The 13,270-nt window shown below is 44.2% G+C and carries 10 protein-coding genes; 4 read left to right on the top strand and 6 right to left on the bottom strand.

Features of this window, described 5'->3' with window-relative positions; all coding sequences use genetic code 11:
- Nucleotides 1-7: 7 nt before the first annotated feature.
- From rpsR to rpsF, 3 genes are read right to left on the bottom strand one after another with little or no spacing between them, the layout of a single operon-like run.
- Nucleotides 8-247 (bottom strand): 30S ribosomal protein S18, encoded by a 240-nt coding sequence (gene rpsR, locus RCH62_RS02445; protein WP_000068664.1) that lies wholly within the window; start codon nucleotides 245-247, stop codon nucleotides 8-10.
- Between the two features lie 41 nt (nucleotides 248-288).
- A complete protein-coding gene (locus RCH62_RS02440; protein ID WP_061564306.1) occupies nucleotides 289-783 on the bottom strand; it encodes a single-stranded DNA-binding protein in 495 nt (164 codons plus the stop codon).
- 26 nt (nucleotides 784-809) lie between these two features.
- Nucleotides 810-1,100 carry a 30S ribosomal protein S6 gene (gene rpsF, locus RCH62_RS02435; RefSeq protein ID WP_003005040.1) on the bottom strand — a complete coding sequence of 97 codons (291 nt, stop codon included), beginning with the start codon at nucleotides 1,098-1,100 and terminating at the stop codon, nucleotides 810-812.
- A gap of 277 nt (nucleotides 1,101-1,377) precedes the next feature.
- Between rpsF and RCH62_RS02430 the strand changes: the two genes are divergently transcribed.
- Genes RCH62_RS02430 through RCH62_RS02420 form a run of 3 tightly spaced genes read left to right on the top strand, consistent with a single transcriptional unit; the run spans nucleotide 1,378 to nucleotide 3,707 of the window.
- Nucleotides 1,378-2,430, top strand: coding sequence for a bifunctional glycosyltransferase family 2/GtrA family protein (locus RCH62_RS02430; RefSeq protein ID WP_306474538.1), 1,053 nt, complete (start codon nucleotides 1,378-1,380; stop codon nucleotides 2,428-2,430).
- Nucleotides 2,417-3,319: a phosphodiester glycosidase family protein gene (locus RCH62_RS02425; RefSeq protein ID WP_129822443.1), complete on the top strand. Its 903-nt coding sequence runs from the start codon at nucleotides 2,417-2,419 to the stop codon at nucleotides 3,317-3,319. The genes RCH62_RS02430 and RCH62_RS02425 overlap by 14 nt, the downstream gene beginning before the upstream one ends.
- A complete protein-coding gene (locus RCH62_RS02420; RefSeq protein ID WP_306474550.1) occupies nucleotides 3,300-3,707 on the top strand; it encodes a hypothetical protein in 408 nt (135 codons plus the stop codon). The genes RCH62_RS02425 and RCH62_RS02420 overlap by 20 nt, the downstream gene beginning before the upstream one ends.
- A gap of 67 nt (nucleotides 3,708-3,774) precedes the next feature.
- On the opposite strand, the gene RCH62_RS02415 is transcribed toward RCH62_RS02420, so the two are convergent.
- Nucleotides 3,775-8,241, bottom strand: coding sequence for an SGO_0316/SGO_0317 family LPXTG-anchored serine peptidase (locus tag RCH62_RS02415; RefSeq protein WP_306474537.1), 4,467 nt, complete (start codon nucleotides 8,239-8,241; stop codon nucleotides 3,775-3,777).
- 246 nt (nucleotides 8,242-8,487) lie between these two features.
- Entirely contained in the window at nucleotides 8,488-10,872 is a 2,385-nt protein-coding gene (locus RCH62_RS02410; RefSeq protein ID WP_048716402.1) for a phosphoketolase, read from the bottom strand.
- 361 nt (nucleotides 10,873-11,233) lie between these two features.
- Here RCH62_RS02410 and RCH62_RS02405 point away from each other — a divergent pair, with 361 nt between their 5' ends.
- A complete protein-coding gene (locus tag RCH62_RS02405) occupies nucleotides 11,234-12,205 on the top strand; it encodes a hypothetical protein (protein WP_048716400.1) in 972 nt (323 codons plus the stop codon).
- A gap of 109 nt (nucleotides 12,206-12,314) precedes the next feature.
- On the opposite strand, the gene hutI is transcribed toward RCH62_RS02405, so the two are convergent.
- Nucleotides 12,315-13,270 (bottom strand): imidazolonepropionase (hutI, locus tag RCH62_RS02400; protein WP_306474536.1); only part of this gene is annotated, 956 nt, incomplete at its 5' end.

The following is a 13,270-nucleotide window of genomic DNA, read 5'->3' as shown; positions in this document are numbered from 1 at the left end:
CTTTTCTTTAATCTTCGTTTACGAAAGGCATCAAAGCCATTACGCGAGCGCGTTTGATAGCTGTTGTTACTTTACGTTGGTTCTTCGCTGAAGTTCCAGTTACACGACGAGGAAGGATTTTCCCACGTTCTGAAACGAAACGGCTAAGAAGCTCAGTATCTTTGTAATCAACATATTCAATTTTGTTTGCTGCGATGTAATCAACTTTTTTACGGCGTTTGAATCCGCCACGACGTTGTTGAGCCATGTTTATTTCTCCTTTATAGTTTTAATTCGTTAAACCCATTCTTAGAATGGTAGATCGTCATCCGAGATGTCCATTGGATTAGCTCCGAATGGATTGTCATCACGTCCAAAGTTTGGTGTTGCGTTTGATGGTTCAGATACTCCAAAGCTTGGAGCTGCATTTCCTGCAAATCCTCCAGCTGAAGCATAACCACCACCTGCTTGTCCTTCACGATTCGCGCGGCTTTCCAACAATTGGAAGCTGTCCGCTACGACTTCAGTGACATAAACACGTTGACCTTGCTGATTCTCATAATTACGAGTCTGGATACGACCTGTAATCCCAACTAAGGCACCCTTTTTAGCCCAATTTGCTAAATTTTCAGCTTGTTGACGCCAAATCACACAGTTGATAAAGTCCGCATCTCGTTCACCATTTTGGTTTTTAAAATTACGGTTAACCGCGAGTGAGAATGTCGCAACAGCCTGATTTTGAGGGGTATAACGAAGTTCAGCATCTCGAGTCATACGACCTACAAGTACAACATTGTTAATCATTAGTCACCTTCTTTATTCGTTAGGGCTTACGCGTCAACTTTTACGATCATGTGACGAAGAATGTCACCGTTGATTTTTGAAAGACGGTCGAACTCGTTAAGAGCTACAGCGTCGTTCGCTTCAACGTTTACGATGTGGTAAAGTCCTTCACGGAAATCTTGGATTTCGTATGCAAGACGACGTTTTTCCCAATCTTTTGATTCAACAACAGTTGCACCGTTGTCAGTCAAGATAGAGTCAAAGCGTGCTACCAAAGCGTTTTTAGCTTCTTCTTCAATGTTTGGACGAATAATATAAAGAATTTCGTATTTAGCCATTGATATGTTCCTCCTTTTGGTCTAATGACCCCAAGTCTTTGCAAGGGGTAAGTGAGGTTTGCTCACAAGAAATTATTATACCAGACTTTGGGATAGAAGGCAAGTAAAAATACCTTCTCTACATTCTTTTCGAAAAGATTTGTTTTTCTTCTATTATTTTCTCTCCTTTTTTACAACAAGGAAATCTCTCCCTTTCCTTAAAGAAAACTGATATCAGTTAGCTTTAAGAAAGGGCCATTATACTACCTTCATCACAAACAAGAAACGAGGAACGCTTATGAATTATTTAGTCATCCCCGCTTATCAACCCGATCAAAAACTTCTCAAACTGGTAAAAAAACTGAGAGAAAAATGTGACTTCTCCATTATCGTTGTGGACGATGGTAGTTCTGAGGACTGCCAAGCGATTTTTGAAAAGTTAGACGGGCTAGCTACAGTCCTTCACCACGAAACCAACCTTGGAAAAGGAGGGGCTCTCAAAACAGCCTACACCTACATTCAAGAGCAAGGGCAATATGGAACAGTTATCACCGCTGATGCTGATGGTCAACATAAGGTTTGGGATATCTTCCGCGTAGCCAATCAATCACAAGAAAATCCGAACCAATTGGTTCTAGGGGCACGCGCCTTTTCAGGCAAGGTTCCCTTGCGTTCTGCATTCGGAAATAAATTGACCCGCTTCTTGTTCAAGCAACAAACAGGGGTCGCTGTGACAGATACGCAGACTGGACTTCGAGCCTTTACAGCCAACATGATCCCCTTTATGTTAGATATCGAGGGACAACGGTATGAGTACGAAATGAATGTGCTCCTCGCAGCTAGCAAGGCCTTTCCCATCTTGGAAGTTCCGATTGAAACAGTCTATATCAATGACAATGAAGGGTCCCACTTCCGTCCTATTCGCGACGGTCTCATGATCTACAAGGACATGTTCAAGTTTGCCCTCTCTTCCCTGAGTAGCTTTATCGTGGATTACCTGGTCTATGCCTTCTTCCTTTTCGTGATGATGGCTGTGCCGATTAGTCTTCGTATCCTCCTTGCAAACGGGATCGCTCGTGTGGCCAGCTCCATCTTTAACTACTCAACCAACAAACATCTAGTCTTTAAGAACAAAGACAGCGTGGCTCGAACCGGAAGTAGTTACTTGGGACTTGCGATTGGACTCTTTATTCTCGATACCCTCTTGATTCGACTCTTCTATGCAAGCTTTGGTCTCCATTTGCTCCTCAGCAAAGTGATCGTCGGACTCTTGCTCTTCGTCGTCTCATGGTTGATTCAGAAAAAAATCATTTTCAAGGAAAGGACTGCACCTACTCATGAAATTCTTTAAAAAATCTTATACCTATGCTGCTTGTTTCGGCATCCTGCTAACAAGCTCCTTCAGCTATTCTATGCTCAAGACCTTTATCTTATCGGATGCTATCCAAACAGTCAAAGCTACGACCACTGATACCAAGGCGGCTGAGGAGGCAGCAGCCTCTGCTACTACTACAGATACCAGTTACTCCGATGACAATATCCAGGTGAGCCTGACAGAAACAACAGTTGAAAACACTCAAGTTTACATTGCAGATATTACGGTTAGCTCTTCTGACTATCTAAAAACTGCTTTTGCTCAAAATACCTACGGGACAAACGTGACGGCTAAGACGTCCGTCACTGCAGCTGAAAATAATGCTATTCTAGCCGTCAATGGAGACTACTACGGTGCTAATAGCACCGGCTATGTCATCCGAAATGGAGTGGTCTACCGCGATACGGTTCGCGAAGACTCTAGCAATGGCGACTTAGCGATTTATAAAGATGGTTCCTTCAAGGTTATCTACGAAGATGAAATCACTGCGGATCAGTTGGTCAAAGACGGGGTTGTTAATATCCTTGCCTTCGGACCTTCCTTGGTTGAAGATGGAGTAATTACTGTCGATACGAACTCAGAGGTGGGACAATCCATGGCGTCTAATCCACGTACTGCCATTGGGATCATCGATGAAAACCACTACATCATTGTCGTCTCGGACGGCCGGACTTCAGAGAGTGAAGGGCTTTCTCTCTACCAATTAGCGGAAGTGATGAAATCGTACGACGTCAAAACAGCCTACAACCTGGATGGTGGTGGATCTTCTACACTTTACTTCAATGGCCAAGTTATTAACAAACCAACTACAAATGGTACTATCTCAGAAAGGGCGGTGAGTGACATTGTCTACATCGGTTACTAATCCTATCAAACAACGGTTGAAAAAAACGATTCTCTGGTACACTCTGATTTCAGCTTTCTTCTTCGTCGGAAGTCGCATCTATGAACACTTTAGTTTTGGCGAAACCTCTGCCTTCATGCACTACCTCTTCTTGATTCCTTTGATCGGCGGCACCCTGCTAGTGGCTCTGCAACTAGTGGTAAAAGGCCTTTCTCGACTCACTCTCAATCTTTGGAACTCAGCAGTTGCCACGGCAACTGCTGGAGCCCTCTACCGAGGCATTGTTAAGCTCTCTGGTCGTTCTACAACTCTCGACCAGCCCTACTATTATGTTGCAGGGATCTTCCTAGCCCTTGCCCTTATCAGCCTCTTCTTTGTCCGAAGTGTCTGGGTGGAGAAAACAGCTTAAAACATTCAAAACGTCCGTTTCTAAAATGAAACGGACGTTTTTTTGATTAACCTAATACATGAACGACTTAATCTTGCCGTTTTTTACTTGCTACAAAGCCTGCCAAAGCTAGTGAGGTCATGCCAAAGAGGCTAAGGACTGTTGAAGCCAATTCATCTTGACCTGTTTTTGGAAGACCAGTTGCTGATGTAGCAGCTACTTCTGCTTGACCACCTGTATGATAGGTAACAGCGACTGGTTTGTTTGTTGCAACTTCTTTCGTTTCAGATGTAGTTGGTTGAGCTGGGGTAGCTGGGCCTTTAGATACCGCTGGTTGGACAGGCGTCACTGGAGTTTCCGGTATCTCTAGTGTCGGATTTTCTGGTTGAATCCATGGTTTCACAATCGCTCCACTATGCACCTCTGGGTTTGGCTTGATAACGTCTTTGACCAAAGAAAGAAGGTGGAAATTGATTTGATTGCTCACTTCATAAAGGAAATCATTTTCCGATGCACGATACCCCGCTGGGAGATCCACATGAACACGATAGGAGCCGTTCATCAACATGGTCTCAAAGCGTTTCAAATCATAGATACTTTGTGGGAGAAGGCGACTGATACCATCATTCCCCACCACTTTTACGACTGTTCCTGTCGGAACCGGCTGATCAAATCCAATAGTGAGTTTGTTTTCATCTAAATAATGGAAGGCAAAGGTCACTTTCGGATGTGGATTTTCGGCTGAAACCGTCACCTTCTTCACTAGTTCTGTTCCCCAATCATAATGGTAATCAGACAAGGTGATTTTCACTGTATAAGTGCCAAAAGGTAATTCTGGGAAGGTGCCAGCATTGTAGGACGCATTGAACTCTCCTTCTACTACACGGCCTTGGTCATCCACTACCTGATAACGAACGACGGATGGATAATACGAAATGACTTCTCCACTGCTATCTGTGAAGACCACCTCCAAGGTACTCTTTTCAGCCTTTGGTTTTTCAGTCTCTGTCTCGCCTGGTTGTTCATCTGAACTGGCTTCATTCGTCGAAGTCGTTGCCTCTACTTTCTTTCCTTCGATGTCCATCTCAGTGGTATTGTAGACCTTATCCCAGATGGTATAGCGAACAGTAGAAGGGTCAACCCCTTCCGGAAGCAGATAGCTACCGTCTTCTTGGGGTTCCAAGGCCACGGTTTCCCCATTTTTGACGTAGGACAGATAAGTCCCTGCTAGTCCACTACCAGTTTCGATCACCTTACCTGGTCGGAAAATCCGTGTTGCTGGATCGTACTGAGCACTTCCAGACTCGATGCTTGGAGTCGTATTGTCAATCTTAACCTTGAAGTTAAGCTCTTGTTGCTTGGCCCCTGAAGCAGTTGGACGGTAAGTGATCACAAATTGGTATTCTCCATCTGGGAGTTGTTGGCCGTCTTTGTCCAAACCTTCCCAAGAGATTTCATAAAACTCTTCGCTACGATTCCCAATCCGATAACTCCAGTCCGTCTTACGATGCACTTCATTTCCAACCTCGTAAATCGGGTTAGTACGAGTTGTGTCCTCCTTCTTGTAGACTGATAGGTGGACATTTTCAACATTGCGAAGCATGACGGCTTTGACCTTGATGCTATCAAAGCTGGAATCATTGTTTGGAGAGAAGTAAAGTTGGTCCCCATCAAAGTGATCCCCATCCTGGCCAAGAGTTTTGGCTACAGACTCTCCATTTTCATAGACATAACTAATCAAAGAAGTAAAGTGGTTATCTGGATGACGCTCTGGGGTTTCTGGGACCTTTTCATCTGGATAATCTGTCTTGTCCTTATAGTAGTAAAATGGCTTGTCACTACCTGTATATTCGTAGATAGGCTTTTCGATCCCGCGAAGATTTTGGTAATCTCCATGGAAACCAACATAAGGAAGGCTGACCAGATGTTTGTTGTTGCTGGCATCTTTGACAAGTACAAAACCTTCTAAGAAATAACCATTTGGCATTTGCTTGCTGAGCTCTTCCTTGTACTTGCTCGCGTCAACGGACACGTGGATCGTCCGCTGTCCATTTGCTGGAATCGTGATGCTTTCCTTGCCACCTAGGGTTTCTAACAGACGAGGATGAAGGGTGAATTTGCCATCCTGGACTTGGTCTGTCTGAAGGGTGGTTTCATAGCGGACCGACTTCTCTTGATTGGAAAGATTGTGGATGGTTACGTCAAACTCAAAGGTATCAGTGACATTGCCAAGTGTTAGACTGCTTTTCGCATCTTTTGCAGTCACATAGAGATCTCCTAGAGCTGCAGCTGTGACATCCATGACCCCTGCGCCTTGCTGACGTACAGAGGAATAGGCATGTGTCTCCTCATCCACATGCGGAACAGCTGTACTCATGGTCATCTGTTTGACAAGAACTTGCAACTGTTCTGGACTGAGATGAGGGAAGCGCTCCTTCAGGGCTTGTTTCACCAGTACAGTGGCTCCTGCTGCATGAGGAGAGGCCATACTGGTTCCCCTATCCATATAGTACTCTCCATTATTAACAGATGAGTAGATCATCCCTCCTGGAAGGGTGACATCTGGTTTGAGGTCGCCATCAGCTGACAGCCCCCAAGAGGAGAAGTCGGATAATTGATTGGCTGCGTCGTACGGCACCCGTTTGAATTTGTTGGCAATATGGAGCTGGTAGTCCTGGGCATGTTGTGCTAGGACACTTCCAGCATCGTGGCCAATAACCCCAACTGGGAATCGTTCCCCCAGCCCTTCTAAGTCAAAGCTTACAGGATTATTGCCCTGCTCCTTAGTCTGGTAGAAGATCACCCCTGTAGCACCAGCTCTTTTGAGCTCTTTGACCTTATCCACATCCGAAACTTCGCCACCTCGCTCCGTAAGGACTAAGTGCCCATTGATACTATCAGCTTGGTAGTGGTCGATCCCTCCCTTTTCCACATGGAGATAGCTTTGAGGGATGGTCGTCCGAAAGGCATCGCGTTCCACAAAGGAGTGCATCGGAATTTTGCCATCTGGGAAGTCTTTCGAACCTTTTAAGGCTTCTACGGTCAGGCTTGCTTCTGCCGACTCATGCTTGGTCAGACTATTAATCGAAGCGACTGAGATGACATTTGGGTTGACGGATGGGGTTCCTGTCATCCCATAATCCGGTGTGCTTGCAAGTGGTTTGCTGTGCCAGAAGCCATTGGTCGCCATATTGGTAGAGGCAACTGTAATGGTCACTCCCGCCTTTCTCGCTGCCTCAAAGGCCTGGCGCGTGATTTCTCCCACATCATAAATCGAGCCTGATGCGGTTCCCAAACTCATGTTGATGGAATCAGCCCCTAATTTGACGGCGTCTTCCACTGCCTTGGTATAGATGAAATTTTGCACCTGACCGCCCTTAGTGTCTGAGAAAACACGCAAAAACATAAGCTGGGCTTCGGGAGCGACACCTCGGATAATCTCACCATTTGGGGATGGTTGAGAGGCATTTCCCACAGCGGTTCCAGCTACGTGGGCACCGTGAGAGATTGGATCATCTTCTTTAACATTGTCATCCATATCACTATAGTTGTGAACGTAGACGACTTTATTGTTGTACCATTTACCGTAAGTGATGCCGGCCTTTTTCTTAGCCTCTTCAATTTCCGCTTCACTCTTGTACTTGGCCTTGCTGATATCTGTCAGACGGAAAATATCGTGGGCAGGGTCGACCCCCGAATCGATGACCGCTACAACCTGACCTTGACCCTTAATCCCCTTATCCCAGAGTGGCTGTAAATTGATCAGACTATTTTCTTCACTGACCTTGGTCGTAGTTGAAGTCGGTGATGCAGGAGCAGGCTGGTTTTCCTCCACTCTAGTCCGACCTAGTGGAGCATAATCTAGGGCATCTACACGCGCTAGTCCCCGAATCTTTTTAGCATCTCCATAAGTCGTCTCTAGAGCCAGTCCATTAAAGAGCAAATTAACGTCATACAATTTTTTGAACTGAATGGATTGCTTTTCGAGTTCTTTCAAAAATTGTTCATGGTCTTGGTTGGTTTGTTCGATACGTGCTTCTTTTGAGACTGGTGATGATTCTCCAACCCCATCAGAAACTTTTTCTTTCAGACGAACTAGGACCTCGACTGGACTTGAATCCTCTAGAGTTTCTTTCGTTACTTCCTTGGGAGTGTCCGTCGTAGCAAGCTCAGGATTAGCTGTTGGACTTGCCATAACAGAAGCTGATAAGGTCTTCTCTTCTTTTGGTTTCTCATTTGAAGGATCGCTAGTAGCTGAAGAGGTAGTTTGTGGTTGCTTGGTTTGGTCCTTACCATCAGTCTTGGCTTGCTCTTGTGAGGAAGACTCCTCTTTAACTGTATCAGTTGCATGAGCTCCGTCCGAGCCTTTGTCCTGTCCGACTGTCGGACTCACCTCTTGACTTCCTTCTTTCACTACAAGAGCGGGTGTATCTGCCTGCCCTTCCTGCTCCTGGGCTGAAACAGTCACCCCACAAAAAAAGCATCCGACAAGTACCGATACTAAGCCGACTGCATATTTTCGTAAAGAAAAACGTTGTTGTCTGTCGCTTCCCATAAACAGACCTCCTTTATAATTTGTAAGCGGTTTCCGCACCTATATTTTAGTCCTTATCTTATGCAAAGTCAATGCAATCTAGCAAAATCTAAAAAAATATACTATCTTATTGATTTTGTCAGATTTCTCTATCCATTATTGAAGAATCTTTTCTTGCCAAGGGGAATTCCTCAGACAAAGTTTCTTTCATTAAAAAGGTACAAAAAAAAGAAACCAGAATAACTTCTGATTTCTTTTGGAATAAACTTATTTATTTATGTTTTCCCATTTCCAGTTGTGTACTTCTGGAATATCATCACCATGTTCACGGATGTAAGCATTGTGGAAGGCAATTGTTTCGTCCATTTGAGCTGCGAATTCAGCTGCTTCTGCTCCAAGAGCTGCATTGGCTGCATCTTGTGCCAAGTGGAAGCGATCCAATTCAGACATGACACGCATATCGAATGGTGTTGTGATATCTCCGTTTTCACGGTAACCATGTACACGAAGGTTATGGTTGTGACGGTTGAAGAAGATATCACGAATCATGCCTTCGTAACCATGGAAGGCAAAGATGACTGGTTTATCAGTTGTGAAGACTTTGTCGAACTCTTCATCTGAAAGTCCACGCGCATCGACGGATGGGTGACGCAATTTCAAGATATCTACCACATTGACAAAGCGGATCTTCAATTCTGGGAAGGCCTTGTGCAAGATTGTAATAGCTGCAAGAGCTTCAAGGTTTGGCTCTGTACCTGCAGCTGCAATGACAAGATCTGGATCTTCATCTGCTGAAACAGTTGATGCCCAATCGATCACCTTGTATCCTTCACGAACCAATTCCTCTGCTTCATCAGCTGAGTAGAATTGAGGACGTGGGTGTTTAGAAGAAACGATCAAGTTAATCATATCTTCTGCCTTGAAGGCTTGGTCCATCACCGCAAGCAACGTATTCGTATCTGCTGGCAAGTACTCACGGATATATTCTGGAGTTTTTTCTGCCAAGTGAGTCAAGATACCTGGATCTTGGTGAGTGTAGCCATTGTGATCTTGTTGGAAAACAGTTGAAGTCGCAATCAAGTTCAAGGCAGGGTAGTTTTTACGCCATGTCGTGTGAGTCTTCGATTTACGCAACCATTTGAAGTGTTGAGTAATCATAGAGTCCACGACACGAAGGAATGATTCGTAAGAAGCGAAGAATCCGTGACGACCTGTCAAGACATATCCTTCGAGCATACCTTCTGCTTGGTGCTCTGACAATTGAGAGTCAATAACACGTCCAGCAGGGCTCAAAGCTTCATCGTAGTCTGGTTTCGTACGTCCTAACCATTGACGGCTTGTACGAGTGAAGACTTCTTGAAGACGGTTTGATTTAGTTTCATCTGGTCCAAAGATACGGAAGTTATGTGGGTTCGCATCCACAAGATCTGCTGCATACTTACCAAACTCGATCATATCTTGGGCCATGATAGCCCCTGGTGTTTCAATCTTGAAGGCATGTTTCTTCCAATCAGCAGTGTCCATTGGTTCGATGACACCTGCGTTTGTGATTGGGTTCATAGCCATGCGACGGTCACCTTTTGGTGCAATTTCGGCAATTTCAGGAAGCAATTTACCAGTTTCGTCGAACAATTCAGCTGGACGGTAAGATTCCAACCATGAAAGAAGGGCATCTACATGCTCCATGTGGTGAGCATCTACTGGGATTGGAACTTGGTGCGCACGGAATCCACCCTCGATTGGTGTACCTTCCCAAGCTTTTGGTCCAGTCCAACCTTTAGGAATACGAGCAATCAAGACAGGATATACTGGTTGAGTTGCTTCTTCTGCAGAACCTTTACGAGCTTCTGATTGGACTTTCTTGATTTCTTCAATCGCTTCGTCTAATTTTTCTGCAAACAAAGCATGAGCTGCTTCGTGGTCGTCAGAAATAGCCGTTACGTCTGCAAAGATTGGTTTCCATCCAAGACCTTCAAAGAAGAGGGCCAATTCTTCGTCTGTTTTGCGTTCAAAGATCGTTGGGTTGTGAATCTTCCCACCGTTGAGGTAGAAGATTGGAAGAACAGCACCATCGTTAACTGGGTTCAAGAAGGTATTGGCCAACCAACCAGCCATCAATGGACCAGTTTCTCCTTCGCCATCACCGATTACGGTTGCAGCAATCACATCTGGATTGTCCAAAACAGCTCCAGCTGCGTGAGAAAGAGCATAACCAAGTTCTCCACCTTCGTGGATAGATCCTGGTGTTTCAGGCGCCGCGTGAGAGGCAATCCCTCCTGGGAATGAGAAGATTTTACATAGGTGTTTAAATCCTTCTTCATTTTGTGGGATATTTGGATTCAATTCTGTGTAAGAACCATCTAAGTAAGAGTTGGACACCATAACTTGTCCACCATGACCTGGTCCTTCAATGTAGAACATATCCAAGTCGTATTTGTTGATGGCACGGTTCAAGTGAGCATAGATAAAGTTTTGTCCTGGTACAGTTCCCCAGTGTCCGATTGGGTGAGCCTTCAAGTCGTTTTCAACCACTTCACGTTTCAATAATGGGTTGTCTTTCAAGTACATTTGAGCAGCCGAAATGTAGTTGGCTGCACGCCACCACGCATCCACTTTATCCAAGTAAGCTTTGCTGTTAAAATCAACAGTCATATTGTCTCCTCTCAAATTCTAGCTATGATTCTGATGAATTAGAATCCAGTGCAAGTATTTAGGTTATAAACATCCTGTTTCATTCATATGAAGACAGAACGAACGCGAACCAAATTTTAATTCAATTCTTTTCTATTCTATCAATAATTTAGCTTTTTGTATATAGAAAAAATTAAAAAAAATATAGTTTTTTATAAAAAGTTGCAAATCTCTTCTAAAATCAAAGCATTTTTCAATCATTTTACAAACAGCTTTCTGCTTAGACCACTTAAAAAGCCTTTGAAATCAGCTATCTATAAATCCCCTTGTCACATAAAATCTTTCATGATATACTTTAGATGTCAAACTAAAGGAGATCATTATGATGACGGAAAAACGCAATAAAGGATTTGTGTCAGGTCTAGTGCTTGCCCTTGTCTTTCTTGCATTCGCAGGATTAGTATTTTCATTATGGATGGGCCGCCAGAACCCTTCTACTAGCTTTGCGAAGGCAGAAAAGTCTGGGGACCCTGTAACGATGAAGGTCTATGATATTACACGAGAACCTGTCGGAACTGTGGACAACGGCCACGTCCTCTATATCGTCCAGTACGATAACCAAAACGATGGTAGGTTTGCAGGGATCGAAGCCAAAAAAGACGATGCGACGATTAAAGAGGTCATTGATAAGGCAAAAAATGGGGAACTGCAGACCGATCCTTATCAACTAAAGGGAACGCAATTAGCCCCTTTGGCAAAGGATAGCAAAAATACGTCTCGTAACGGTCGCCTTGTCGGTTATAGTGACTACATCCATTCCCTTCTCGACCCGACTTCTGTCGTGTCACTTAATATGACGACCAGCTATTACTTAAGCCTCACAGAGTACAACAAAGACTCCTTATTCCTCTTAATTGGTTCAGCTGCTCTTGCTGGACTTTCTATCATAATGGTCGTAGCCAGCTTCTCCGTTCGGAAACGGACCATTGCTTCCTATCAGGAACTCCACCAAAACTATCCCGAACTCCAAGGAGATCTGTCTCGCCTGTCTGATGAAGCCAGCTACTACAATCAAGACTTAAAAGTTATCTTGTACAAAAATCATTTGATTACCTATTTCAGAGGAACGCAAACGATTGATTTACGAGAGGTTCAACAACTATACTTACATGTCACTCGAGTTCGTCAATCAGGGATTGCTCGCTCAATCTTCCAATTGTGCTACATCCGCAAGGACAAACCAAAGAAACAGCACCGCCTAGCCATTAAGAATAAGAAGAACGCTGAAGAACAACTCTACACTCTTTTTGCACAGGTATCTGAGAGATTCCCAGATGTCAAGGTTGGAATTTAAAGATTTTCCAACTCCCTTTGGAAATACTGATCTAAGCACTAAATCCCCTCATCAGAATCAGTTGATGAGGGGATTTTTTTCTATTTAGGTCACATTTGAAACGAGAGGATTAAATCACTTTTTTACCATTTTTATAAACATCTGTCACTAGGTTGGTCGCAAAGAAATAGAAGAGATAATCTAGATTTGGTGCATCGTAAATAGTGATATCGGCCTGTTTTCCAGTATCAAAAGATCCAATGGTTTTGGCACGATCGACTGAATAAGCTGCATTAATAGTTACCGCATTGAGAATCTCAACTGGTGTCAAACGCATCATGAAGCAACCGAGGTGCATGGCAAACTGAAGATTGGCTGTCGGACAGGATCCTGGGTTACTGTCGGTTGTTAGAGTGATGGCCATCCCAGCATCCAGCATCTTACGAGCCGGTGCATAGGTATCTTCCATGAGGCTGAAGGTTGTAGCAGGCAATAGATTGCCGATAACTTTTGCTTTTGCTAGTTTTTGAATGCCTTCATCGGTAATCACCATCAGGTGTTCTGCGCTAGTAGATTCCAATTCAGCTGCAACATCCACACCACCGATAGACTCGATTTCATCCGCATGAATCCGCAGTTTGAAGCCCATTTCCTTGGCTTTTGACAGAAGATAGCGAGACTCATCTGCTGTAAAGACACCCTTTTCACAGAAGATATCACAGAATTCAGCTAACTTTTCTTCCTTCACTTTTGGAAGCATTTGCTCAATGATGAGATCTAAATACTCTTGAGAACGGCCCTTATACTCTGTCGGGATCGCATGAGCTGCCATAAAGGTCGAAACCAGATCAATTTCATGGTCACGGTCCAAGGCAGCTACTACATCTAGTTGGCGTTTTTCCGTTTCCCAATCCAAACCATAGCCACTCTTAGCTTCAACGGTGGTCACTCCATGACGCAACATATAGTCCAACAATCGTTTGGACTTGTTATAGAGATTGTCAAAAGATGCTTCACGAGTTGCCCGAACAGTGCTCAGAATTCCACCGCCTTGAGCGAGGATGTCTAAGTAAGAAACACCCGCTA

It is taken from the genome of Streptococcus sp. (genome assembly GCF_030825805.1).
In the GTDB taxonomy this organism is placed as follows: Bacteria; Bacillota; Bacilli; order Lactobacillales; family Streptococcaceae; genus Streptococcus.
Note: the sequence above shows the minus strand (reverse complement) of the source record. Positions and strands in the feature narration are given on the sequence as shown.